This is a genomic window from Tardiphaga sp. 768_D3_N2_1 (assembly GCF_052076105.1).
Taxonomy (GTDB): Bacteria; Pseudomonadota; Alphaproteobacteria; order Rhizobiales; family Xanthobacteraceae; genus Tardiphaga.
In genome coordinates this window covers 5,333,923-5,358,594 of sequence record NZ_CP197245.1, presented here as the reverse complement: position 1 = coordinate 5,358,594, position 24,672 = coordinate 5,333,923, and the positions used below count along the sequence as shown (strand labels likewise).

Sequence of the window (24,672 nt, the reverse complement as noted above, 5' to 3'; positions counted from 1 at the left end):
ATTAAGTACGCGCCCGCCTGATCCGCACATACAGCGCACCGGCGCCGCCGTGCCCGATATGCGCTTCCTCGAATCCCACCACCAGCGAACGAAACTCTGGCAGCCCCAGCCAGAGCGGCACCTGGCGGCGCAGGATGCCGCGCTCGGATTCCGGACCGGTGGTCCGGCCCTTGCCGGTGATGACCAGCACGAAAGTCATGCCGTCATGGCTGGCGCGATGCAGGAAGGCGGACAGCGCGTGATGCGCGCGCGTCTGTGTCATCCCGTGCAGATCGATCCGCGCATCGATGTCCTTGCGACCGCGTGAGAGCTGCGAGCGCTCGCGACGGCCGAGCGGCGCCAGAGGTGGTACGGGTGGTGGTGCAGGCTTGGCAGGTTTGAGAGCTGGTAGCGATGATGACGCCGTCTTCTTTGAGACCGCCACTCTGACCGACGCCGGCGCGTCTTCCGCAGGCTCCGGCTTCACCACGCGCTTCTTGCGCAGCGGCTTGACCTGTTTGGCCACCAGTTCCCAGAGCGCGCGCTCCTCTTCGCTCAGCGCGCGGCGACGGCGCGGCGCCACGGGATCGATGAGTTGCGGTGGACGTGAACGCTTCATTGCCAGGGGAAACGGAAGAGTGACTGCGGCTGCTTCGCTGCGCGACGATACCCGCGGTGCCGGACTTTGGCACGTTTCGGTTTAACTTCCCGCTTCACTTCAGGTTTTACTTCGGGTTTTTTCTGTGGCTTCGTCTCGGCCGCAACTTGAGGCGCGACCGCAGGCCGTGCCTCCGGCAACGGCACCGTCGTTGCCGCAGACGGAGGCGACGCCAGTGCGGGCGCGATTGCAGCCGCAGCCGGTTTTGCAACTGGCAATGGCGTCGTCACCGCTGGTGCTACGGGCTTCGACGTCACCGACGTATCGGACCTGGACGCATCGGGCTTTGCTGCAGCCTTGTTATCTGTCGCGGAATTTTCGACGTTCGGTGCTTCGACAGGCTTCGGCCCGGTCTGCGGAAACAGCTTTGCGATTCGCTCCGACGGCCTGATATCGGGCAGCGGCATATGATGACCGCGTGCAGAGGGATCGAGACTCTTCGGCACCAGCATCACGAAGCGCGCGGGATGGCGCATCCGGCCGGCGACTCGGCCAGCTTCTGCGCCGGCTCCAAAATACAGATCGGCACGGGCCGGGCCGATGATGGCCGAGCCGGTATCCTGCGCCACCATCAGGCGCCGAAACGGCGTCTTTGCCGTATCCGAATCGACAGGCAGATCGCCTTCGATGAAGAACGGCGTGCCATAGACATGCAGCGACTTGTCGACGGCGATGGAGCGGCCCGGCGTCAGCGGCACACCCTGCGCGCCAACGGCTTCATCCTTGTCGGAGAGCTGCACCTCGCGGAAGAACACATAGGAGCGGTTCTGCCGACGCAACTCACTCGCTGCATCCGGATTCTCGTCCATGTATTGACGGATGCGCTGCATCGACATCTGTTCACGCGGGATAATGCCGCGATCGATCAGCACGCGGCCGACTGGCGTGTAGCGATAGCCGTTATGCGCATCGTAATTGATCCGCACCGTGCCGCCGTCTTCGAGGCGCACGCGCGCCGATCCCTGGATCTGCGTGAACAGTAAATCAGTCTGGCTCTTCAACCAGACGATTTCGAGCCCGCGCCCGGCGATGGCGCCATCCTCGATCTGGCCACGATCATAATAGGGCACAAGTTTGCGCCGGCCGATCTTGCGAAACACGTCACCACCATTCGGCATGCTTGCAGAGGACTGACTATAGCCGCGCACGAACAGATTCGACGGGCGACGATACACCGGCACCGTATAGACATCGGTCTTGGTTCGCGAACCATCGATCACCGGCTCATAATAGCCGGTGACAAAACCTTCAGGCTCGCCGAGCCGCGAAATACGCAGCGGCAAGAAATGCTCCTCGAAGAAAGTGCGGGCCTTGGCGCCATCGGAAATGTCGGCGCTCCTGGCTGCACGACAAGGATCGCGGAGCGTGGTGCCGAGCGCCTTGGAATCTGGCACTGACTTGCGTTGAGCTACGATCGGTTTGCAGCTGGTGCGAAAAGCCTGGAAGGCTGGGAAGTGATCGTCTTCGTTCCAGCCGGCGATACTGGCCCAAGCGACAGGCTCATACTGGCTGCCTGTGAATTCGAACGGCCATTCCCGCGGCGGATTATGCCGCGGGACATAGACAAATTGTGCAGGATCATTCTTGACGTGCTTGGTGTGACGCCGAGCCCGTGCGTCTGCAGGGGCAGGGATCAACGCAGCAGCGATCACGCACAGCGCGGCAAGCCGGCCGAGCCTGGCAGCGTTACTGCACGCTGCCGGTGCCAACCAGCTTCCAGTTCGGATCGCGCGAGGTGATATCGCGAGCAAAGGTCCAGACGTCGGTGATGTCGCTGACCTTATCGGCATTACCGTCGACGACAGCGCCAGTCTTGTCGCGTGTCACCGAGATCATCTGCGAGACGAAACGCACGGTGAGCTGCGCCGCGCGATCACGCACTTCGGCACCGACGAGTTCGGCCTTGTCGATCGAGACGAAACGGGTCTCGGTCTTCTGTTCGTTCTTCTCGCGGTCCTTGATGACGGCATCGAACGAGTCGAACACCTCAGACGACAGCAGGTCCTTCAGCGACCGGCGATCGCCATTCGCAAAGGCCAGCACGATCATCTCATAGGCGCTCTTGGCCCCGGTGATGAAATGACGGGGATCGAACGACGAATCCTGGTCGACGACAGCATCGAGACCTGCGGCCAGCGGCGTGCCCGGTTCGGTGATGCCCTTCCAGCGCTCGGCGGGAGAGACGTCGGCGGCCGGTGCCGGCGCAGTCTGATCGACGGGACCGCCGGGCATCGGCACGACATTGCCTTCGGGCGGCAAAGCATCACGCGCCGCGCGGTCGAAGGGCGGACGCTCTTCGCCGGTGCGCTGTCCAAGCACATTGCGCAGGCGGATAAAAATGAAGACCGCCAGTGCCAGGAAGATGATGGTGTAAATGTCCACGTCTTATTGCTTTCTGATCGGTGCCGGGCATGCCCGGCGGAAGACTATGCCGCCCATCGCGGTCCTGAAATCGGCTCCCGCAAGGTTGGGAGATCGCGTCATGGGCGAACCTGCTCCATGTAGACATGAAACTAAGCCCAGCCAATGGCGCGCCATCGTGTCCGGCTGCGGCAAAGCGGCCTTCGCACCGGCAACCTCGACCGCAACCGTTTCGATAAATTCTAGCGCGTTTGTCCGACAGAGGAAATCGGATCGGACGAGGAAAACCCGCACTTTCAGTCATTTAACGTGAATTCGGGACGAATATGATCGGTTTTGCGCCCGGATGGCCAAGCGGCGGGTCAAAGCGGCGATTTTCTAGCGTCCAGGTTGCAGCGTGGCATCCTTGTGGAATGCCTCAGGCCTATGATAGCCACTCGCCGCGATCACCTCATTCGACCATTCGCGCGGATACCCGCGACGAACCGGTTCCACCCGCCCGGCAGCGCTTCAGGAGAATTTTCGATGGCAAACGGCAACGGCACCCCTCCGGAGCAGTCCCCCCCCCAACTCAATGTGCTGGCGCAGTACACCAAGGACCTGTCGTTCGAAAACCCGAACGCCCCGGCCTCGCTGGCCCCGCAGTCCCAACAGCCGAACATCAATATCCAGATCAATGTCGGCGCCAACAACCTCTCCGAGAGCGAATATGAAGTAACGCTGTCGGTCGAGGGCAAGGCAGAGAACGCCGGCTCGGTGCTGTTCTCGTTCGAACTGGCCTATGCCGGCGTATTCCGCATCGTCAACGTACCGCAGGAAAACCTGCACCCACTGGTCATGATCGAATGCCCGCGCCTGCTGTTCCCGTTTGCGCGCGAAATCATCGCCACCGCGGTGCGCGATGGCGGCTTCCCGCCGTTGATGCTCGATCCCGTGGATTTCGTCGGTCTGTACCGGCAGAACCTGGAACGTCAGGCTCAGGCCGAGGCTGGCAAATCGAACTAGGTTCGCCGCGTTCAGCCAACCAGTTTGCGTGATGGCCGGGCTTGTCCCGGCCATTTTTGTTTTACGAGGCGGGCCCCAGAAACTCGTTCCAGATTGCCTTCTCGCCCATCGTTGCGACAAAGGCGCGGTGTTCGGCGCGATCGGCTTCGGTCACGCGCAGTGCAAGCGCAATCTCGCGCTGACGGCGCGGCGCGTCGTTGATGCTGCCGGTGCGCTGCGCAGGCGCTTCCTCCGCCAGGATCAGTTGCGACTGCCGGGCGCCGATGAGGTCGATATAGACTTCCGCCAGCAATTCGGAGTCAAGCAACGCGCCGTGCTTGGTGCGGCGGGAATTGTCGATCGCATAGCGGGCACAGAGATCGTCGAGCTTATTCGACACACCGGGATGCTTGCGGCGCGCCAGCAGGAGCGTATCGACGAGACGATCGCGCGGCACCGGCGGACGCTTGATACGATCGAGTTCGGCATTGATAAAGCCGAGGTCGAACATGCCGTTGTGAATCACCAGCGGCGAATCGGCGATGAAGGCCATGAAGTCGTCGACCACTTCATGAAACAGCGGCTTGGTCGACAGGAACTCGGCGGATAGCCCGTGCACGTTGAACGCTTCCTGAGGCATGTCGCGCTCGGGATTAATGTAGACGTGAAAGCTCTGGCCGGTCGGCATCCGGTTGAAAATTTCGAGGCAACCTATTTCCACCAGCCGATCGCCCCGCAAGGGATCGAGGCCTGTGGTTTCGGTGTCCATGACGATTTCACGCATCGCGGTAAGCCGGTTGTCGAATCAGGGAGTGGTTACGGTCGCCGTTGCGGCATCTTAACAGCCTCGGCGAGAATTTCACGGATTCGCTCCCGCACGGGATCCAATCCATTGGATGTATCCACCACGAAGTCGGCCCGTTTGCGCTTTTCCGCATCGGGCAGCTGCCGCGCCAGAATCGCGTCGAGTTTCTCGGCCGTCATACCCTCACGCGCCAAAATGCGCTCGCGCTGCTGCTCGGGATTCGTGGACACGACAACCACCGCATCGACACGCTTTTCTCCGCCGGTTTCATAAAGCAGGGGCACGTCGACCACTGCCACCGGCGCACCCGACTTCTCGGCATCGTCCAGGAATTTTCTGTGATAGGCGCCGAGCAGCGGATGCACGATCTGCTCAAGCTTCTTCATCGCCGTGGCATCATGCACGACTTGTGCAGAGAGCTTTGCGCGATCGACCTTGCCATTATCGGTAGTGCCAGGGAAGGCGGCTTCAATCAACGGAGCTGCTTCGCCTTCATAGACCATGTGCACAGTGGCATCGGCGTCATAGACCGGCACGCCGGCTTCCATGAACAATTTCGCGGTGGTCGATTTGCCCATTCCGATCGAACCGGTCAGCCCCAATACGCGCATCAAACCCTCATCAAAATCAGATCGTGATCATCTCTTCGCCGCGCAGAAAACTCAGCAGCGGCAGCAAGGGCAGACCGAGGATGGTGAAATGATCGCCTTCGATCAGCTCGAACAGATGCACACCCAATCCTTCAAGCTGATAGGCGCCGACACTTGTCGTTACCTTGTCGCCCGCAGCATCCAGATAGGCATTAATCGCTGCAGCATCCAGCTTGCGCATAGTCATGTGCGCGACAGAGACATTGCTGAACAGCGTTGCACCATCGCACACAACGGCAAGCGCCGAATGCAATTCGTGGGTTCGGCCAGCGAGGGCTGCGAGTTGTTCTGCGGCCTGTTCACGCCCGGTGGGCTTGCTGAACATCCGGTCGCCCAGCGCCAGCGTCTGGTCAGCGCCGAGCACATAGCGGCCGGGATGGCGCAATGAAATAAAGGCGGCCTTCTGCTCGGCAAGCAGGGCTGCGATCTCGCCGGGCGCGGTTAGTCCAGACTTCTCCTGAATGCCGCGCTCATCGATATCCGCAGGCATCGCATCAAAGGTGATGCCGGCATTCGCCAGCAACTGGCGACGGGCCAAACTCTGCGACGCGAGGATCAGCGGCTCCGCACTGCGCCAAACACTCATTCCGACATCCGTTGACGCTGGCGGTCGGCCAGCAGTTTCATGATGGCCGCCGCGGTTTCTTCGATGGAACGCCGTGTCACTTCCAGCAATGCCCAACCATATTTTGCGCTGAGCTTGCGCGCATAGGTCACTTCATCCGTCACCGCCTGGCGATCGATATAGTCGTCATTGGACGTATCGCTGCCAATGCTGAGAAGCCGGTTCTGGCGTATCTGGATCAGGCGTTCCGGCGTCGCGTGCAGGCTGACCACAAGCGGGTTTTTCAGCGTCTCAAGCTGATGAGGAATGGGGATGCCGGGGACGAGCGGCACATTGGCCGTGCGAACACCACGATTGGCAAGATAGATCGAGGTTGGCGTCTTCGACGTACGCGATACGCCGACCAGAACCACGTCGGCTTCTTCAAGGCCCTCAACATGCTGGCCGTCGTCATGCATCATCGAATAATTCAGCGCGTCGATGCGCTTGAAGTATTCGGCGTTCAGCGTGTGCTGCGCACCGACACGGCCAGTGGTCGACGCGCCGAGATAGGCCTGAAAGAGCTGCATCACCGGCCCGATGATCGACAGGCTCGGACTGTTGATTTCCTGGCACTTGGCTTCCAACCGGCCGACGAGATCTTTTTCCAGCAGCGTGAAGAGAACGATGCCCGGCGCTTCCTCGATTTCGGAGAGCACCCGATCGAGCTGCTTCTGACTGCGCACAAGCGGATAGACATGTTCAACCGGCGTGACATTCGCGTATTGCGCCGCGACGGCGCGCGCCACCGTGATCAACGTCTCACCGGTCGAATCGGAAACCAGATGGAGATGAAAATAGCTGCCGGTGGTGGGCATCATGACCGTGTATGTCCTGTGAATCTCTGTGGAGCTTTTCCGGGATATCGACCATCGCCTCGGCGGGCCCGGGATAACTCGGTTTTTTCTTCACAGGCCTCATGACGGGGAGAAACTTCGAGGCTGCCTCGAATGATAATGGGGTTATCCGGGTTTGTCTTGGGATAATCCGGTGCGGTGTGACGGTAAGCCTTTGCGCTGCATATCGATATCGCATGCAAGCGGCTTAGTGGAAATCACGCGGCGATGTGCATAAGCGCGGGACAGTTCCGGGATTGTTTTGGGCGGCTGAAATCCACTGCCACTCAGACTCAAACCTAAGATTCTATAAATATTTTTTAAGCGAAGGACGGCTTGCGGATAGCGCGATGATCCGCTCTGTATCCGCGGGTCCTGCAACGTAGCTTTCCGGTGAAATGTTCCGGTCTCAGCACGTGCGATGTGACGCAGTGATGCCGGAAAGAGCTTTCGAATGTATGAATGGGCCAAGGCGTTGCATGTGATCGCCGTCATCTCATGGATGGCGGGGATGCTCTATTTGCCGCGACTATTCGTCTATCACTGCGACGCGGAGACCGGCTCGAAGCAATCCGAAACCTTCAAGGTGATGGAGCGCCGTCTGCTCAAAGCGATCATCAATCCGGCGATGATCGTCACCTGGATCCTGGGCCTGTATCTCGCTTGGGCCGGCCATTGGTTCAGTTCGGGCTGGTTTCACGTCAAACTGACGCTGGTGCTGATCATGTCGGGCGTTCATGGCTTCCTGAGCGCCCGGGTGCGGGATTTTGCTCAGGACAAAAATACGAGGTCTGCGAAATTCTATCGGATTATCAATGAGGTACCTACCGTTTTGATGATCCTGATCGTGATTTTGGTGATAGTGAAGCCGTTCTAAGCCAAATTTCTCATCACAACCGCCGTTTCGGCTCCTTGCGCGACACCCTGCGATTTTCTATATTCGAGTCATCCCACCCCACGCAGGCGGATGTGGTTTGCACCGGTTTCATTTTTTGAACCGGCCACCGCATCAGGTTTGAAGCTCCTTCAGCAACTTCCTCGCTCAAGACTTCCTTGCCAGAGACCTGCGGACTTTCCTGATCTTTTCCAGCGTCCGCACTCGTCTCGGCCATAGCGCTCCCTCTCCGACTTTCCACAGGACACCTCCCAATGCGGGAAATGAAACTTCAGGACCTCAAGGCCAAGACGCCAGCCGAGCTCGTCTCGTTTGCGGAAGAGCTTGGGGTCGAAAATGCCAGCACCATGCGCAAGCAGGAGCTGATGTTCGCCAGCTTGAAGCAGCTTGCGATCAAGGAAACTGACATCATCGGCGAAGGCGTCGTCGAGGTTCTCTCCGACGGCTTCGGCTTCTTGCGGTCGCCCGATGCGAATTACCTGCCGGGCCCGGACGATATCTATGTCTCGCCTTCGCAGATCCGCCGTTTCGGCCTGCGCACGGGCGACACGGTCGAAGGCCATATTCGCAGCCCGAAGGAAGGCGAACGCTATTTCGCTTTGCTGAAGGTCAATACGCTCAATTTCGAAGATCCCGAGAAGTCAAAGCACAAGGTAAATTTCGACAATCTGACCCCGCTCTTTCCGGATCAACGTTTCCGCCTTGAGCTGGAAGATTCGACCCGCCGCGATCTCTCGGCGCGCGTCATCGACATCGTGGCACCGATCGGCAAGGGCCAGCGCGCACTGATCGTCGCGCCGCCGCGCACGGGTAAAACCGTGTTGATGCAGAACATCGCGCATTCGATTACGGCCAATCATCCGGAATGCTATCTGATCGTTCTTCTGATCGACGAGCGTCCGGAAGAAGTCACCGATATGCAGCGTTCGGTGAAGGGCGAAGTCGTTTCCTCGACCTTCGATGAGCCGGCAGTGCGACACGTTCAGGTCGCCGAAATGGTGATCGAGAAAGCCAAGCGCCTGGTCGAACATGGCCGCGACGTAGTCATTCTGCTGGATTCGATTACCCGCCTCGGCCGCGCCTACAACACCGTCGTGCCGTCATCCGGCAAGGTGCTCACCGGCGGTGTCGACGCCAATGCGCTGCAGCGTCCAAAGCGTTTCTTCGGTGCCGCCCGTAATGTGGAAGAAGGCGGTTCGCTGACCATCATCGCCACCGCGTTGGTGGATACCGGCAGCCGCATGGACGAAGTCATCTTCGAAGAATTCAAGGGCACCGGTAACTCGGAACTCATCCTGGACCGCAAGGTCTCGGACAAGCGGACCTTCCCGGCGATCGATATTTCGCGCTCGGGCACCCGCAAGGAAGAGCTCATCACCGATCCGCAGCTCCTCAAGAAGATGTATGTGCTCCGCCGCATCCTCAATCCGATGGGCACGATGGACGCCATCGACTTCCTGCTCGACAAGCTCCGCAACACGAAGAACAACTCCGAATTCTTCGATTCGATGAATACGTAAGTTTCGGGGCTGTTCGAGCGAACAGCTTGAGGAATGCAAGAAGCGCCGTTGCGAAAGCAGCGGCGCTTTTTTCTTATGAGTCCACAAGCCGTCATTCCGGGATGCAGATCGGTGGGCGGAGCTGACCAGAATGTAGACCCAGAATGACCCGTTTGGCTTAAAAGGCGCGACGCAAGAATCTGATTGCGCCACCTGCAGCCCATCGGCAAATAGGCGATGCATCCGCGCGACCAGACGATCTACGCTCTGTCCTCCGGCCGTCCGCCGACGGCGATTGCGATTGTCCGCGTGTCAGGTCCCCAGGCAGGCGAGGCGCTGACGCGTCTGGCAGAGAAGCTGCCAGCGCCGCGGATGGCCACCCATGTTCTCCTCTCGGATGACCGGCTCGGGCCGATCGACGATGCGGTGGTGCTTTGGTTTCCGGGGCCGGCGAGCGCGACCGGCGAGGATATTGCCGAATTTCACATTCATGGCGGGCGCGCGGTGTTGGTCTCGTTGTTCGAGGCGTTGGGCGCTATCGATGGCTTGCGGCCGGCGGAGCCCGGTGAATTTACGCGCCGTGCGTTCGAGAACGGCAAGCTCGACCTGACCGAGGCGGAAGGCCTTGATGATCTGATCCACGCCGATACCGACCGGCAGCGACGTCAGGCGCTGCGGCAGCTCAAGGGAGTGCTCGGCGACAAGGCGCGCAACTGGCGACAGCAGATCATCGAGGCGCTGGCGCTGGTCGAGGTCGGCATCGATTTTTCTGACGAGGGCGACGTGTCTGCCGAATTGCTAGCGCCGGCTTTGGCGAAGGCATCGGCGCTGCATCGGGAGATCGAAGATGTGCTGGCGGCGCAGGGTCGAAGCGAGCGGTTGCGTGACGGTCTGGTGGTGGCGATCGCGGGTCAGCCCAATGTCGGCAAATCGACGCTGATGAATCAGCTCGCCCGGCGCGATGTGGCGATCGTATCGCCGCATGCCGGCACCACCCGTGACGTTATCGAGGTGCAGCTCGACCTCGATGGTTATCCGGTGACGATCATCGACACAGCCGGCATTCGCGAGACGGCCGATCCGGTGGAGGAGGAGGGCGTGCGCCGGGCTCGGGCGCGAGCGGCCGAGGCGGACCTGGTGCTGTGGCTGGTCGATTCCAGCGCGGAGGCATCCCATCCGGAGCGATGGCTGGTGGAATCTGAAGTGCCGGTTTGGGTTGTCCGGAACAAGGTCGATCTGGTTCAGGGTGCCTCACCCGGGCCAGACCTGTTGATCGCAATCTCTGCGGAACGCGGCGATGGCATTGCACAACTGTTGGCCCTGCTGGTCGATTTTGCCGGTCGGTACTTTGGAAGTGGAGAGGCCGGGTTAATTACGCGGGAGCGGCAGCGTCTTTTGCTGCGCAGCACGTCTGATTTGCTGCAGCATGCTGCAGCATCAGCTTCGCAAGGTGAAGAATTCGTTGCCGAGGATATGCGTGTTGCGGCGCAGCAATTGGGGCGGCTGCTGGGGCGTGTCGATGTGGAAGATATCCTTGATAGCATCTTTCGCGACTTTTGTATAGGTAAGTAATATTTCTTTATTCATTATTTAATGAAGTGAATAATAAATCACTAAATCATTAAATCGCGGAACCCACGGTAAAAGCATAGAAATTTCAGCTGTCAGCGCGAGCGGAGCGAAGCAATCCAGAAGGCAACGTTTGCGGGCAGCGACTTGCAAAAGACTGGACAGTTTTCGCCGCAAGATGCTCCTCGTAATGACGGCTGAAGAGAAGAGTGTGTTTCACGTGAAACAGTCGGGCCTTTTCGGATCATCTTCCAAAAGTGTCCGTTGTTTCACGTGAAACAGTGCCTGTGGATTTCTCTTCAATCCCGGTGGCACCCGCGCTAGAAGCTGCGGTCATGCAGGACAAATTTGACGTCATCGTAATCGGGGGAGGCCATGCCGGCTGCGAGGCCGCGGCTGCGGCTGCGCGCATGGGTGCGCGGACCGCGCTGGTGACGCATCAGTTCGCGACAGTTGGCGCGATGTCCTGCAACCCCGCCATCGGCGGTTTGGGCAAGGGCCACCTGGTCCGTGAAGTCGACGCCCTGGATGGATTGATGGGCCGCGTCGCCGACGCCGGTGGCATCCAATTCCGCATGCTTAATCGCAAGAAGGGTCCGGCCGTTCGTGGTCCGCGTACCCAGGCGGACCGCAAGCTTTACGCCGCAGCGATGCAGGCGGCGATTGCTGCGACCGAGAATCTGAGTGTGGTTGAAGGCGAGGCTGACGACCTGCTGATGTCAAATGGCCGGATCGCCGGCATCCGTCTTGCTAACGGCCGCGAACTCTCCGCGGGATCAGTGGTCATCACCACCGGCACGTTTTTGCGCGGCTTGATCCATCTCGGCGAGAAGAACTGGCCCGCTGGTCGGATCGACGAGGCGCCGGCCCTTGGTCTGTCCAAGGCCTTTGAGCGCATCGGTTTCACTCTCGGACGGCTCAAGACCGGCACGCCACCAAGGCTTGATGGAACCACCATCGACTGGGCCGGGGTCGAGATGCAGTCCGCCGACGATCCGCCGGAGCCATTTTCGGTTATGACCGACCGGATCACCAATCCGCAGATCCAGTGCGGCATCACGCGCACCACACCGGCGACCCATGAGGTGATCCGCGCCAATGTGCATCGGTCTCCGATGTATTCCGGCCAGATCAAGAGTTCGGGACCGCGCTATTGCCCGTCCATCGAGGACAAGATCGTCCGCTTTGGCGATCGCGATGGCCACCAGATTTTCCTGGAGCCGGAAGGTCTCGATGACTCGACGGTCTATCCCAACGGCATCTCAACCTCGTTACCAGAGGAGGTCCAGTCCGCGATTCTGGCCTCGATCCCCGGTCTGGAGCGGGTCCGTATGGTTCGCTCGGGCTATGCGATTGAGTATGATCACGTCGATCCTCGCGAACTGGATCCAACACTGCAGACCAAGCGTGTCCCCGGCCTGTTTCTGGCCGGGCAGATCAATGGCACCACGGGATATGAGGAAGCAGCAGCCCAGGGTCTCGTCGCTGGCCTGAATGCGGCTTTAGCAGCGAGCGGCAGCCAGTTGGTCGTATTCGACCGGGCCGACGGCTATCTTGGCGTGATGATCGACGATCTGGTCACCCGGGGGATTACCGAGCCCTATCGGATGTTCACGTCGCGGGCCGAATACCGTCTCACGCTGCGTGCCGACAACGCCGATCAGCGCCTGACCGACAAGGGTATCGCTCTGGGATGTGTCGGCAGGGCTCGTTCGGTTCAGCATGGCGCCAAGATGGAAGCCCTCGCTGCCGGTAAAGCGCTCGCGCAGGCGCTTTCGATCACCCCGAACGGCGCGGCCAAGCATGGTCTGGCGCTCAATCACGACGGTCAGCGTCGCTCGGCCTTCGATCTCCTGTCCTACCCCGAGGCCGAATGGGTCACCGTGACCCGGATCTGGCCGGACCTATCGGCCATTGACCCAGCGATCGGCACCCATATCGAGATCGACGCCAAATATGATGTCTATCTGAAGCGTCAGACCGCCGATGTTGAGGCTTTTCGCCGCGACGAGGGTCTCTCGCTGGCCGATGTGGACTACGATGTGGTCCCCGGACTGTCCAATGAGGCTCGGGCGAAGCTCAAGGCAGCGCTTCCTCACACTGTGGGGCAGGCGGGACGTCTGGATGGTATGACCCCGGCCGCGCTGGCCATTCTAGCGGCCTATCTTCGCCGCCAAGCACGGAAGCCGAAGGCTGCTTTAGCCTAGTCGGTTGTTTCACGTGAAACAGGAAGCCAAATCAGCGTGGCTCTGTTGAAGATGGCTTCGCTGGACGGCGGGGCCAGAAGGCAACGGCTGCTACGGCCACCGTGAAAAGAACTACAGCGACCATCGTCTGGATGATGTCGAAGTTGAGTGCATCACGTGAGACGAATAGCGCGGTGATGGGTGCTGCCAGCGTCAGGAAAAGCCGTACGATCACACTCATGGTCATCTGCCTCCAACGATGATTCATTGGAACGCGGAGCCGCCCCGCTCACATTGATCCTGGTCAACTCAAGCCTCCTGAATTCTCCCGGCTGCGAACCCCTGCGCTCTCAGGATTGCCGTCAACTGGTCATTAGAGGTGCTGAACAAGTCGTACAGGACGGCGTAAGGGTCGCCTTCAAGCTTGAGAACACATGCAAAGGCAGGCTCCGTCTTTACGCCCTCGGCCCGTAACTCGCAGATGGCGGTGTGGAAGGCCGGTCCGCCTAGGCTCAGCAGTCGCCTCTCGACCTCGAAGTGCCGCCAACCGGCTTGATCCTGTACAGGAGTCGAGCTGATGAAGATCTCGAACGGCCATCCATACGCTTCGAATGTCGCGGTCACCGGTCGGCCTTTGGCCGACCATTGATGGACGGCGAAGCTTTCATTCTCGCCAAAGTGCTTCCAGATGAGTCCGACAGCCGCGGGCAGGTCGGTGGCGCTGCAGACGATATCGATGTCACTGTCGGGCCGGGCGACGCCGAGCGGCAGTGTGCCGACCACATGCGGGTCGAACGGCGCGAGGACGCCGAGCAGACCGGTGCGTCGAAGGGCCTCCTGATAGGTCGGTCGTTCATTCATCGGCAATTCCCGCCCGGATTCGTCGCCGCGATCCGGCAATTCGATAGCGACACAAATGGACTCAGAGTATGGATGGGTCCCAACAGCTTTTCAGACAATCCAATGGCTCAACGATCCCAGCAAGCAGCTCCCGCACCCCGGCTCGATGCCGACAAGGCTGCGGCCTTGCGGCTGACACCTGTTTCACGTGAAACGGAGGGCAGGCTCGATCGCTATGTCGATCTGCTGCTGCAATGGCAGGCCAAGACCAATCTGATTTCGCCCGCGACGCTTCCAAATCTCTGGACGCGCCATATCTCGGATTCGCTGCAGCTTCTGAACCTCGCGCCGGATGCAAAGATCTGGCTCGACTTCGGCAGCGGTGGAGGCTTCCCCGGTGTGGTTCTGGCCTGTGCCATGGGCGACGTTACAGGTGGACATGTTCATCTCGTCGAGCGCAACGCCAAGAAGGCGGCGTTCCTGCGCGAAGCGCTGCGAGTGACGCAAGCCCCAGGCACAATTCATCTGGCTGACATCGGGGATAATGTGGATAGATTTCCCGAACGCGTCGATTGCATCACCGCGCGTGCTGTTGCCTCGTTACATATCGTCATCGGTTTCGCCGAGCCCCTGATGAAGCCGGGTACAAAAGCCTTATTTCTCAAGGGTCAAGATGTAGAATCGGAATTGACCGAAGCTACTAGATATTGGAATATAAGCCCGCGCCTGCATGCCAGCCTGACCGGCGGACAAGGCTGGATCGTCGAACTCGACCGGATCGAGCGACTGACCCCGTCCGCAAACCAAAATGGCCACGCCAATGACCGTAATTGATCAAGAATATCAAGAGGATACGTCAAATACGATGCCCGGACACCCGCGCATCCTGGCGCTGGCCAACCAGAAGGGCGGCGTCGGCAAGACCACCACCGCGATCAATCTCGGCACGGCACTCGCCGCCATCGGCGAGCGCGTGTTGATCGTCGATCTCGATCCGCAGGGCAATGCGTCCACCGGTCTCGGCATTGATCGTCGCAATCGCAACTGCTCGACCTATGACGTTCTGATCGGCGAAGCGCCGCTGCGCGATGCTGTCGTGGTCACCGCGGTGCCGCGTCTGCACATCGCTGCGTCGACCATGGACCTTTCGGGCCTCGAGCTCGAACTCGGTTCGGCGCGCGACCGCGCCTTCCGGCTGCGTGATGCCATCGGTGAATTGAACAACAATGTCTCGCCGGGTTCCGACTACACTTACGTGCTGATCGACTGTCCGCCGTCGCTCAACCTTCTGACGGTCAACGCGATGGCCGCGTCTGATGCGATCCTCGTTCCGTTGCAGTGTGAGTTCTTCGCGCTCGAAGGTCTGTCGCAATTGCTGCAGACGGTCGAGCAGGTGCGTTCGACGCTGAACCCGAACCTGTCGATCCATGGCATCGTGATGACCATGTTTGATGCGCGCAACAACCTGTCGAACCAGGTCGTCGCTGACGTCCGCGAATTCATGGGCAGCAAGGTCTATGACACCATGATCCCGCGTAACGTCCGCATTTCGGAAGCGCCGTCCTACGGCAAACCCGTGCTGGTCTATGATCTCAAGTGCTCGGGCTCCGAAGCGTACTTGCGGCTTGCGACGGAAGTGATCCAGCGCGAGCGGGATCTGCGTACTGCTCACTGAAATCTTGCGTCGATAGTTTTCGGGATGCGGTGAGCTTTGCGCCACCGATCCTGCGGTCTGAATTTCTAGTTTGAGTACGGAGTAACCCGCATGAGTTCGAAGGGATTGGCTATGGCCGATGAAGCGCGTTCGCGGTTGGGCCGCGGTCTTGCAAGTCTGATCGGCGATGTCGGCGGCGAGGCCGCGCATGTCGAGCGTCCTTCGCGTAACCAGCGCAAGGTACCGATCGAATTCCTCAAGGCCAATCCGCGCAATCCGCGTCGGGCCTTTGCCGATGCTGAGCTCAGCGAACTTGCGGCGTCCATCAAACAGCATGGCGTGATCCAGCCGATCGTGGTGCGTCCGGTGAAGGGCTCGAACGATCGCTTCGAGATCATCGCCGGCGAACGCCGCTGGCGTGCATCGCAGATCGCCGGTCTGCATGAAGTGCCGATCGTGCCGCTCGACGTGACGGATTCGGCCGCGATGGAAATCGCGATCATCGAGAACGTCCAGCGCGAAGATCTCAATGCGATGGAAGAGGCGCAGGGCTATCACGCGCTCGCCGAGACCTACAAACACAGCCAGGACGAGATCGCGAAAATCGTCGGCAAGAGCCGCAGCCATGTCGCCAACATGATGCGCCTCACCAAGTTGCCTGAGGATGTGCAGGGCCTGATCGCTTCGGGCCAGCTCTCCAACGGTCACGCCCGCGCACTGATCAATCTGCCGGACGCGTCGAGCGCCGCGAAGCGGATCATTGCCGAGGGACTGAACGTTCGTCAGACCGAAGCACTCGCGCATGAAGAGGGGGTGCCGGAGCGCGCGCCGCAGAAGCCGCGCACGTCGTCTCCCAAGGCGGCGAAGGATGCCGACACGATCGCACTGGAGAAGCGGGTTAGCGACGTGCTCGGGCTGAAGGTGTCGGTGGATCACCGCGATCCCGGCGGCACCGTGATCATCAAGTATCGTGATCTGGATCAGCTCGACGAAATTCTGAAGCGGCTGGATTCGGAGAGCTAACCGCGCCGCCTTGCATTCACGGCAATCGACATCAACGCCCTTTGTGCGATCACCGCGCCGAGGGCGTTTTGCTTGCGGACATCGAGGGCCGCGACGGCGAGCTGGTCGATGATATTCACCAGCCGCTGCGCCGAGAAATTTCGCAGCGCCGCTTCCACCGTTCCCTTGCGTGAAAAATGCAGCCGTGGAAATCCACTCTCGACGGCGGATGACGCAGAGCTGCCGGCTTCGACCAGCAGGCTAGCTTTGTGTAGCAATGCGGCCTGGCGCTGCGCGGCCATCATGATCATGCCCGGATAAGTTCCGGCGATCATCGCCTTGTTGAACTCGACTTCCACCGCGGCGGGATTTCCGGCGAAGGCGCCATCGACGATCGGATCGATCTTCAGCTCGGATGCGTCGGCGACAACGGCCATCACGTCGTCGAGCGTGACTTCGCCGGTGCCATGCGCATAGAGCGTCAGCTTGCGGAGTTCATTGCGCGACGCCTGCCGGTCGCCGCCAAGCAGCGACATCAGTGTGGCACGCGCATCGGGCGCCATGCGGAGATTGGAGACACGGAGTTCTTCGTCGATGAGCTTTGCGAGATCGCGCTCGGTGTCCGGGTAACAGGCGATGGCCACCGCAGTTTTGGCCTTCTCGCACACCTTCCGCAAAGGCGATTCCGGCCTGAGCTCACCGGCCTCGATCACGATGCGGCAATCCTTGATGTCGGACTCGGCGAGCGTATCTACGCCGCTGGAAAAATTCTTCGAGCCCGCGCGCACACGGATGGCACGTCGGCCGCCGAACAGCGGGACGGTCATGGCTTCTTCGACGAGACGCGACGGTTCGGCGGCGAGATCGTCGCCGTCCATACGGACCAGCGAGAATGGATCATTGGGATCGTCGACCCCGGATTTCATCAACGCGTCAGCGCGTTCGCGCACGAGTCCGGCATCAGCTCCGTAGAGCAGGATGATCGGCCGGCCGGAATCCGGCCTGGCCAGGAACGTGTCGATATCTTTTCCGCGAAGCGCGACCACGCGACGGGCTTAGGTGCCGGCGTAGAAGAACGACGCCAGCCGGGTATTGATGTTGTCAGCGATCTCGGCTGCGGCGCGGTCTTCGGCGTCCCGATAGGCGCGGGCGCGGGCAAAACGCTGCAACTGACCGGGGATGTCGTAGGTGACGCGGGAGAAGGTGCTGCCGGTCAGAACCTGCTTGCCGGTAGCAATCTCGATCAGGCCGTAGGTCGCGTCGATGCCGTAGTTTTCGCTGGTCGGCAGCGCGGTATTCGGATCGACAATGAGCGAGGTCCGGCTCGGGTTGAAGCGGATCTTCAACTGATAGGTCGGCGGCAGGCCGGTGGCGCTGCCATACATCTTGAACATCAGAGCATTGCGGATCGACACGCCGACGCGGGCCTGCGGCGATGCGTTGGGATATTCCAGCGGCGGAACTTCCACGCCCTGCAGTTTCTCGCGCAGGCCGGGTTTGCCATCATTGCGCTCGGCATACATCGGCTGGAAGCAGCCGGCCGTCAGCGCCGCCAGGGTGGCAACGACCATCAGCCGGGCGGCGATGCGGAATTTAGCCGACAACATTCACGATCCTCTGGGCGACGACGATGACCTTCTTGACGGGCTTGCCGTCGAGCGCCTGTTTTACAGCATCGAGCGCCAGAGCGGCAGCCTCAATTTCCGGGTTCGTCGCTTCCCGGGCCACTGTGACTTCTCCGCGCTTCTTGCCATTGACCTGCACCGGCAGGGTCATGGTGTTTTCAACCAGCAGATTGGGCTCGATTTGCGGCCAACGGGCTTCCGAAATCATGCCCGGTTGCCCCAGTACGCCCCAACATTCCTCGGCCAGGTGCGGCATCATCGGCGCAAACAGTTGAACAAGGATGACCGAGGCCTCGTGGAGTGCCCAGCAGACATCCGGGGCGGGGGTTCCCGGGCGCGCCAAAGCTTCGCCCAGCACATTGGAAAATTCGCGGATATGCGCGAGGCAGACGTTGAAATGCAGTTTTTCGATCTCTGTCGAGACCTTGCTGAGCGCGCCATGGGCGGCCTTGCGGATCGCCAGCGCATCGGGACTGAATTCGGCCGGACGGGCTGCCGGCGCTGACTTGCCGTGCGCGGCTGATTCGTTGATCTGACGCCACAGGCGCTGCACGAAACGCGAGGCGCCCTTGACACCTTCCTCGCTCCAGATGACGTCGCGGTCCGGCGGCGAGTCCGACAGCATGAACCAGCGGGCGGTATCGGCGCCGTAGGTCCCCATGATGTCGTCGGGATCGACGGTATTGCGTTTCGACTTCGACATCTTTTCGATGGAGCCGATCTCCACCGGCGAGCCATCATTCAGCATAGTCGCGCGGCGCCCGTCACCGTCGCCAATGATGTTGATCTCGGCGGGTGAGGCAAAGGTGCCGTCCTGCTTCTTGTAGGTCTCGTGAACCACCATGCCCTGCGTGAACATGCCGGCGAACGGTTCGTCGAAATTGACGTGACCGGTCGCCTTCATCGCGCGGGTGAAGAAGCGGCTGTAGAGCAGATGCAGGATCGCGTGCTCGACGCCACCGATATACTGATCGACGGGCATCATGCGGTTGGCGACAGCGGTGGTTGTCGGCGCGGTCGTGTTCCACGGATCGGTGAAACGCGTGAAGTACCAGGACGAGTCCACGAACGTATCCATGGTATCCGTTTCGCGCCGCGCATCCGCACCGCAATTCGGGCACTTCACATGCTTCCAGGTCGGATGATGATCAAGCGCATTGCCCGGCTTGTCGAAGGAGACGTCCTCCGGCAGCACGACCGGCAAGTCCTTGTCCGGCACTGGCACGATATCGCAAGTCGGGCAGTGGATGATCGGAATCGGGCAGCCCCAATAACGCTGCCGTGAGATGCCCCAGTCGCGCAGACGGAAATTGATCTCGCGCTTACCCCAGCCGTCCTTCTCGAAGATTTCGAGCGACCGCTTCATGGCTTCTTCGCAAGTCATTACGCCAGGTTCACCGACCCAGCGGACATATTGCACCGTATCGGTCTTCGCCGGAACGAAGGCGACATCCTGCACGCGCTCGTCGCTGCCGACCGGCACGAACACGTCCAGCACCGGCAGACCGTACTTACGGGCGAAATCGAGGTCGCGCTGGTCATGCGCCGGACAGCCGATGATGGCGCCGGTGCCGTAATCCATCAGTACGAAGTTTGCGATATACAGCGGCAGCGTCCAAGACGCGTCGGCGGGATGCGTAACCTTGATGCCCGTGTCGAAGCCGAGCTTCTCGGCCGTGTCGATCTCGGCCTGCGAGGTGCCCATGCGATGGCATTCCTCAATGAAGGCAGCGATCTTCGGGTTTTTCTCAGCCAGCGCTTTTGCCAGTGGATGATCCGGCGAAATCGCCGAGAAGGTCGGGCCATACATCGTGTCCGCGCGCGTCGTGAAGACGGGCAGCTTGTCGAAGCCTTCAGGCGCGCCGATCAGTCCGAACTGGAAATGCAGGCCTTCCGACTTGCCGATCCAGTTGCGCTGCATAAGGCGCACCTTGTCGGGCCAGCGATCCAGCGTATCCAGCGCAGACAGCAGCTCATCGGAATATTTGCTGATCTTGAAGAACCACTGGGTCAGCTCGCGCTGCTCGACCAGCGCGCCGGAGCGCCAGCCGCGGCCGTCGATCACCTGCTCATTGGCCAGCACGGTATGGTCGACCGGATCCCAGTTCACCTTGGATTTCTTGCGCTCGGCCAGACCGGCACGCATGAAATCGAGAAACATCTTCTGCTGATGCTTGTAGTAGGTGGGGTCACAAGTTGCGAATTCGCGCGACCAATCCAGCGACAGACCCATGGTCTGCAGCTGCTTCTTCATCGATGCGATGTTCTCATAGGTCCAGGCCTTCGGAGCGACCTTGCGCTCGATGGCGGCGTTCTCGGCGGGCAGGCCGAACGCATCCCAGCCCATCGGATGCAGCACGTTCTTGCCCTGCGCGCGCTGGAAGCGCGCGACGACGTCGCCCATGGTGTAGTTGCGGACATGGCCCATATGGATGCGCCCCGACGGATAGGGGAACATCTCGAGCACGTAATACTTCTCGCGCGGATCGTCGTTCTTGGTGGCGAAGATCGCCTTGTCGTCCCAGACGCGCTGCCAGCGCGGTTCGGTCTCGCGGGCGTTGTAACGTTCGTTGCTCATGGTGCTTTTGAAATCCGCCGGCCGGTTCGAGCGCTTCTCAGATCATGGACGCGCGAACGAGGTCGCAAACCGGTGCTTGCTCGGGCTGAATTCGCGCTTGAGGCCGGGGACTAGGCCATAAAAGGCCGCGTTAGGTCAATGGTTTAAGACGAGAAACGGGACCAGGGGCGGGTCCCTGTCATCTCATCCCGCCAGCGACACGGCCGTGCCGTAGGCTCGGACAAAGCCGTGCTCAACCACTGTGTTGCGGCCACGCCGTTTGGCGGCGTAGAGCGAGGCATCGGCTGCCTCGAACAGGTCCCTGGCGGTCTCCAGCGTGGCGGGCGTCGCCGAGGCTACGCCGACACTGACGGTGACCCGCTGATGCGCGCTGGTGGCATGGGGGACTGACAGATTCCAGATGGCGGCGCGCACCATTTCGCCGATCTGGACGCCGCGGGCGACCTCGGTGCCCGGCAGCAGCAGGCAGAATTCCTCGCCGCCATAGCGCCCGGCAAAGCCCGAGCTGCGATCGGCCAGATTCGAGAGCGCTTCGCCAACGCGTGCCAGACAGGCATCGCCTTCGGGGTGGCCATAGGTGTCGTTGAAGAGTTTGAAGTGATCGACGTCGATCATCATCAGCGTCAGGTGGTCGCCGGACTGCTGGGCTTTCAGCCATTCGAAATCGAGGCGGCTTTGGAAGCCCCGCCGATTCGCTAGGCCGGACAGCATGTCCACCGACGCCAGCACGGTGAGCTGCTCGTTGCTGGCACGCAATTCGCGTTCGCGGCCACGTAGTTGCGCTGCCATGCCGTAAAAAGCGCGTGCCAGCGGCACGAACTCGGCCGGCAGCGTGTTGCGCGCAACGCGCGCCGACCAGTCACCGCGGCCAAACCTCTGCGCCATGGTTTCCATCATCTGGATCGGTTTGATGATCAGTCGCTCTGCAACCACCAGCGCGCCAAGCAGAACGAACAGGCAGACGAAGGCGAGCTGCAAATAAGCGGTGCGGATCTCACGATCGGCAACTGCCGAGACCCGGGCTTCGTCGATGCTGACGATCAATTGCGCGCCGGTGCCGGGGATTGTCGCGAATGATACGGCGCGCTGCGTACCGTCACTGGCGCTGAACGACAGCGAACCGGTCTGCTTGTCCGTATTGCGCAAATGCGCTTCGATCATCGGCAATAAAGCGAGGTCTTCCATTGGCCGACCAATCGCGCTGGCGTTGGCTGGGGGCGCCGCAAGCACGGTGCCCGCATGATCGACCAGTAGCGTCGTGACGCCGGGCCGGTCGCCGAGATTGCCCATGATCTTCGACATCCAGTCGAGATTCACCGCCGCCAGAACCACGGCATCGTCGTCCTTGGTCAGGCCTGGTGCAAGATAGGCAGCCATCACCGTCGGCTGGTTCGTCAAGCGGCTGAACAGATAGTCGCTGACGACAAATTCGCCGGTCGCTAGTGCTTGCTTGAAATAGGGGCGATCGCTGAAATCGAATCTCTGCTCGATGATTTCCGGCCAGGTCGAGCATCTGGCGATGCCATCCGCGCCGGCCACTGTCAGGCTGCGCAGCCACGGCATATCGCCGCGGAGACTCGCCCGCATAATGGCGCAGCTCCGATTCACCTGAGCGGCCGACGTATAGATATATGCGGATGATTTCAGCACGGCCTCGATCGAGGCGAAGACCTCGCGCTGCGCATCGGCACTGTGCTGGGCGACGCCAGCGAAATCACGCGCGGCCGTCGCGATCTGGTGGGTACGTGTCGCATCGAGTGAGCGAATTCGCTCTGCCATTAGCGGCCCGACCAGAATGAGGGCCAACAGGACCAGTCGAGCGCGAATACCGAGAGCTCCCCTAAGCCTCGCTTTATTGCGGTTAATACCGATGCGTGACATCTTCGATCCCTAAGCCCCGCGGACATAGGTACTCCAAAGCCTTCAAAAAGCCTTTCCCGGATTCGTTAAACTGCAATGGATCTCAAGAAAGTTCGCGCCTTGGTTGAAAATAAATCCGTGCAAGAGTCGTCGAGCGTAACGCCTTCTTTACCAACCGGCGGACTCGCATCGGTCGAGTACGATATCTTCCGCGCGTGTAACGAAGCGCGGCGGGATCGTAGTTCTGTGACTTTGATCGCGGTGTCGAAGACCTTCGAGGCTGATGCAATCACGCCCGTGATCCAGTCCGGTCAGCGTGTGTTTGGCGAAAATCGCGTCCAGGAGGCAAAATCAAAGTGGCCGGCGCTGATCGCCACTCAACCCGCGATTGCGTTACATCTGATAGGGCCTTTGCAGTCCAACAAGGCCAAGGAAGCGGTCGCGTTGTTTGATGCGATTCACTCGGTCGATCGCCCGAGCATTTGCGAAGCGTTAAGCAAGGAGATGAAGGCGCAGCAGCGGACACTGCAGCTCTTCGTACAGCTCAACACCGGAGAGGAGCCGCAAAAGGCCGGCATTGCTCCGGGAGAGGCCGATGATTTCCTGGCCCGCTGTCGCGATACCTATGGGCTGACGATTTCCGGACTGATGTGCATTCCGCCCGTTGACGATGCGCCGGCGCCGCATTTCGCGCTGACAGCGAAGATCGCTGCCCGTAACGGATTAACTGGGTTGTCGATGGGCATGAGTGCCGACTTCGCCATCGCCATCCAGTTCGGTGCGACTCATGTGCGCGTCGGCTCGGCGATCTTCGGGAAGCGGTAATTTTTCCTATTACTATCTCAAACACGCCGGCTCCTTCGTCTGAGCGCAAAAGTTCCCGGCCGCCCCATGGAAGGTGCGCCATAATGTCGCACTAATCCGTCTCGACTGTGCCCGGACGCGGGACCTCGCCCGCGAGAGGGACAGATATGCGACGCTTTCGCTCCATTACCTGGCTTCTGGCCGCCCTGGGCCTGATGACAATGCCAGTCATTGCCATGGCGCAGATCATCAGCATCACGATTGCTCCACCGGAGCTGCCGATCTACGAGCAGCCCGCCATTCCTGCGCCTGGCTATATCTGGACGCCCGGCTTCTGGGCCTATGGCCCGGATGGTTACTACTGGGTGCCCGGCACCTGGGTCGAACCGCCTCAGGTCGGCCTGCTGTGGACGCCGGGCTATTGGAGCTGGCATGGCGGCTATTACGGCTGGAACGCCGGCTACTGGGGAACCCAAGTCGGTTTCTACGGCGGCGTCGATTATGGCTACGGCTATAGCGGCATCGGCTATGGCGGTGGGCGCTGGGCCAACGGCGTGCTTGCCTACAACCGAACCGTCAATAACTTCGGCGGCGTCGCGGTGACGAATGTCTACAACCAGACCATCGTCAACAATACGACCAACATCACACGGGTCAGTTTCAACGGCGGTGCGGGCGGGACAACTGCGCAACCGACGCCGCAGGAGCAGGCCGTCGCGCAGCAATCGCACATCGCGGCGACTGCCGTGCAAACCCAGCACGAACATATCGCGAGCACCAACAGAGCACTGCTCGCGTCCGAAAATCATGGTCATCCGGCGATTGCGGCGACTGCCAAGCCGGGTGAATTCACCGGCAAAGGTGTCGTGGCCGCGCGGGAGATTGGGCCGACTGCTGCGCGGCCGGCGGCGACGGCCGTGCCCCTTCCTGCGACCGGCGCCAAACCGCCTGAGAACAAGGGTCCACCGACGGCCGTCGCACATGCAACGACCAATGGCGCAGTCCCGCCGAAGCCGCTGAATACGGCAGCCAGGCCACCTGCGATCAGGCCACCTATCGCCCCGCATCCGGCGGCTCCCAGGATGGCCGCTGTCGCGAAACCGCCGGCCCCGCCGCATGTTGCTGTTGCGCGGCCAGCGCCGCATCCGGTTGCAGCTCGCCCGGCACCCCGGGCGGCTCCTCATCCTCCGGCGAGGCCGAAGGCGCCGCCGCATAACGATCCGCGCAGGAAGCCGGAGTAATCGATCAGTCTGGCCGGGTCATTCAATCTCCGGTCAGATCTT

Annotated in this window: 24 protein-coding genes; 10 read left to right on the top strand and 14 right to left on the bottom strand. The window is 60.7% G+C overall.

Going from position 1 to position 24,672, the window contains the following annotated elements:
• Position 1: 1 nt before the first annotated feature.
• From AB8A27_RS25180 to AB8A27_RS25170, 3 genes are read right to left on the bottom strand one after another with little or no spacing between them, the layout of a single operon-like run.
• On the bottom strand, positions 2 to 598 hold the full coding sequence (locus AB8A27_RS25180; protein ID WP_441244242.1) for a Smr/MutS family protein: 597 nt from the start codon (positions 596 to 598) through the stop codon (positions 2 to 4).
• The gene (gene mltA / locus AB8A27_RS25175) at positions 595 to 2,427 is read right to left on the bottom strand and encodes a murein transglycosylase A (RefSeq protein WP_441244241.1); all 1,833 of its coding nucleotides are present in this window, start codon (positions 2,425 to 2,427) and stop codon (positions 595 to 597) included. The genes AB8A27_RS25180 and mltA overlap by 4 nt, the downstream gene beginning before the upstream one ends.
• Positions 2,324 to 3,019: a Tim44/TimA family putative adaptor protein gene (locus tag AB8A27_RS25170; RefSeq protein WP_441244240.1), complete on the bottom strand. Its 696-nt coding sequence runs from the start codon at positions 3,017 to 3,019 to the stop codon at positions 2,324 to 2,326. The genes mltA and AB8A27_RS25170 overlap by 104 nt, the downstream gene beginning before the upstream one ends.
• A gap of 504 nt (positions 3,020 to 3,523) precedes the next feature.
• Between AB8A27_RS25170 and secB the strand changes: the two genes are divergently transcribed.
• Positions 3,524 to 4,003, top strand: a complete 480-nt coding sequence (secB, locus tag AB8A27_RS25165) for a protein-export chaperone SecB (RefSeq protein WP_092140941.1) — start codon at positions 3,524 to 3,526, stop codon at positions 4,001 to 4,003.
• A gap of 61 nt (positions 4,004 to 4,064) precedes the next feature.
• Here the strand turns inward: secB and dnaQ are convergent, their stop codons facing one another.
• From dnaQ to AB8A27_RS25145, 4 genes are read right to left on the bottom strand one after another with little or no spacing between them, the layout of a single operon-like run.
• Complete coding sequence (gene dnaQ, locus AB8A27_RS25160; RefSeq protein ID WP_441244239.1) at positions 4,065 to 4,766, bottom strand: DNA polymerase III subunit epsilon; 702 nt, start codon at positions 4,764 to 4,766, stop codon at positions 4,065 to 4,067.
• A 32-nt stretch (positions 4,767 to 4,798) separates the two neighbouring features.
• Positions 4,799 to 5,398 carry a dephospho-CoA kinase gene (gene coaE / locus AB8A27_RS25155; protein WP_441244238.1) on the bottom strand — a complete coding sequence of 200 codons (600 nt, stop codon included), beginning with the start codon at positions 5,396 to 5,398 and terminating at the stop codon, positions 4,799 to 4,801.
• Between the two features lie 16 nt (positions 5,399 to 5,414).
• Positions 5,415 to 6,023, bottom strand: a complete 609-nt coding sequence (locus AB8A27_RS25150) for a Maf family protein (protein WP_441244237.1) — start codon at positions 6,021 to 6,023, stop codon at positions 5,415 to 5,417.
• Positions 6,020 to 6,859: a pyruvate, water dikinase regulatory protein gene (locus tag AB8A27_RS25145; RefSeq protein WP_441245021.1), complete on the bottom strand. Its 840-nt coding sequence runs from the start codon at positions 6,857 to 6,859 to the stop codon at positions 6,020 to 6,022. Before AB8A27_RS25145 ends, AB8A27_RS25150 begins: the two co-directional genes overlap by 4 nt.
• 472 nt (positions 6,860 to 7,331) lie before the next feature.
• Here AB8A27_RS25145 and hemJ point away from each other — a divergent pair, with 472 nt between their 5' ends.
• Positions 7,332 to 7,754, top strand: coding sequence for a protoporphyrinogen oxidase HemJ (hemJ, locus tag AB8A27_RS25140; protein WP_441244236.1), 423 nt, complete (start codon positions 7,332 to 7,334; stop codon positions 7,752 to 7,754).
• Between the two features lie 13 nt (positions 7,755 to 7,767).
• On the opposite strand, the gene AB8A27_RS25135 is transcribed toward hemJ, so the two are convergent.
• The gene (locus tag AB8A27_RS25135) at positions 7,768 to 7,989 is read right to left on the bottom strand and encodes a hypothetical protein (RefSeq protein WP_441244235.1); all 222 of its coding nucleotides are present in this window, start codon (positions 7,987 to 7,989) and stop codon (positions 7,768 to 7,770) included.
• 37 nt (positions 7,990 to 8,026) lie between these two features.
• Between AB8A27_RS25135 and rho the strand changes: the two genes are divergently transcribed.
• From rho to mnmG, 3 genes are all read left to right on the top strand, one after another.
• Positions 8,027 to 9,292: a transcription termination factor Rho gene (gene rho / locus AB8A27_RS25130; protein ID WP_068730228.1), complete on the top strand. Its 1,266-nt coding sequence runs from the start codon at positions 8,027 to 8,029 to the stop codon at positions 9,290 to 9,292.
• 216 nt (positions 9,293 to 9,508) lie between these two features.
• Positions 9,509 to 10,843 (top strand): tRNA uridine-5-carboxymethylaminomethyl(34) synthesis GTPase MnmE, encoded by a 1,335-nt coding sequence (gene mnmE / locus AB8A27_RS25125; protein WP_441244234.1) that lies wholly within the window; start codon positions 9,509 to 9,511, stop codon positions 10,841 to 10,843.
• Positions 10,844 to 11,175: 332 nt separating this feature from the next.
• Entirely contained in the window at positions 11,176 to 13,047 is a 1,872-nt protein-coding gene (mnmG, locus tag AB8A27_RS25120) for a tRNA uridine-5-carboxymethylaminomethyl(34) synthesis enzyme MnmG (RefSeq protein ID WP_441244233.1), read from the top strand.
• A gap of 31 nt (positions 13,048 to 13,078) precedes the next feature.
• Here the strand turns inward: mnmG and AB8A27_RS25115 are convergent, their stop codons facing one another.
• Both AB8A27_RS25115 and AB8A27_RS25110 read right to left on the bottom strand, forming a co-directional pair.
• Positions 13,079 to 13,267, bottom strand: a complete 189-nt coding sequence (locus tag AB8A27_RS25115; protein ID WP_441244232.1) for a hypothetical protein — start codon at positions 13,265 to 13,267, stop codon at positions 13,079 to 13,081.
• Positions 13,268 to 13,335: 68 nt separating this feature from the next.
• A complete protein-coding gene (locus AB8A27_RS25110; protein ID WP_441244231.1) occupies positions 13,336 to 13,887 on the bottom strand; it encodes a DUF4269 domain-containing protein in 552 nt (183 codons plus the stop codon).
• Between the two features lie 102 nt (positions 13,888 to 13,989).
• Here AB8A27_RS25110 and rsmG point away from each other — a divergent pair, with 102 nt between their 5' ends.
• From rsmG to AB8A27_RS25095, 3 genes are all read left to right on the top strand, one after another.
• Entirely contained in the window at positions 13,990 to 14,700 is a 711-nt protein-coding gene (rsmG, locus tag AB8A27_RS25105; protein WP_441245020.1) for a 16S rRNA (guanine(527)-N(7))-methyltransferase RsmG, read from the top strand.
• Complete coding sequence (locus tag AB8A27_RS25100) at positions 14,687 to 15,541, top strand: ParA family protein (protein ID WP_092140959.1); 855 nt, start codon at positions 14,687 to 14,689, stop codon at positions 15,539 to 15,541. The genes rsmG and AB8A27_RS25100 overlap by 14 nt, the downstream gene beginning before the upstream one ends.
• Before the next feature lie 111 nt (positions 15,542 to 15,652).
• Positions 15,653 to 16,543 carry a ParB/RepB/Spo0J family partition protein gene (locus AB8A27_RS25095; RefSeq protein WP_068730222.1) on the top strand — a complete coding sequence of 297 codons (891 nt, stop codon included), beginning with the start codon at positions 15,653 to 15,655 and terminating at the stop codon, positions 16,541 to 16,543.
• On the opposite strand, the gene holA is transcribed toward AB8A27_RS25095, so the two are convergent.
• The 4 genes from holA to AB8A27_RS25075 all read right to left on the bottom strand — a co-directional run bounded on the left by holA (position 16,540) and on the right by AB8A27_RS25075 (position 22,606).
• Positions 16,540 to 17,568 carry a DNA polymerase III subunit delta gene (gene holA, locus AB8A27_RS25090; RefSeq protein WP_441244230.1) on the bottom strand — a complete coding sequence of 343 codons (1,029 nt, stop codon included), beginning with the start codon at positions 17,566 to 17,568 and terminating at the stop codon, positions 16,540 to 16,542. The genes AB8A27_RS25095 and holA overlap by 4 nt on opposite strands.
• 9 nt (positions 17,569 to 17,577) lie before the next feature.
• Positions 17,578 to 18,129 (bottom strand): LPS assembly lipoprotein LptE, encoded by a 552-nt coding sequence (gene lptE / locus AB8A27_RS25085; protein WP_441244229.1) that lies wholly within the window; start codon positions 18,127 to 18,129, stop codon positions 17,578 to 17,580.
• Positions 18,116 to 20,725, bottom strand: a complete 2,610-nt coding sequence (gene leuS / locus AB8A27_RS25080) for a leucine--tRNA ligase (RefSeq protein WP_441244228.1) — start codon at positions 20,723 to 20,725, stop codon at positions 18,116 to 18,118. Before leuS ends, lptE begins: the two co-directional genes overlap by 14 nt.
• Positions 20,726 to 20,908: 183 nt before the next feature.
• A complete protein-coding gene (locus AB8A27_RS25075) occupies positions 20,909 to 22,606 on the bottom strand; it encodes a diguanylate cyclase domain-containing protein (protein WP_441244227.1) in 1,698 nt (565 codons plus the stop codon).
• Positions 22,607 to 22,681: 75 nt separating this feature from the next.
• Here AB8A27_RS25075 and AB8A27_RS25070 point away from each other — a divergent pair, with 75 nt between their 5' ends.
• Complete coding sequence (locus tag AB8A27_RS25070) at positions 22,682 to 23,410, top strand: YggS family pyridoxal phosphate-dependent enzyme (RefSeq protein WP_441244226.1); 729 nt, start codon at positions 22,682 to 22,684, stop codon at positions 23,408 to 23,410.
• Between the two features lie 146 nt (positions 23,411 to 23,556).
• A complete protein-coding gene (locus AB8A27_RS25065) occupies positions 23,557 to 24,630 on the top strand; it encodes a YXWGXW repeat-containing protein (RefSeq protein WP_441244225.1) in 1,074 nt (357 codons plus the stop codon).
• Positions 24,631 to 24,672 lie beyond the last annotated feature (42 nt).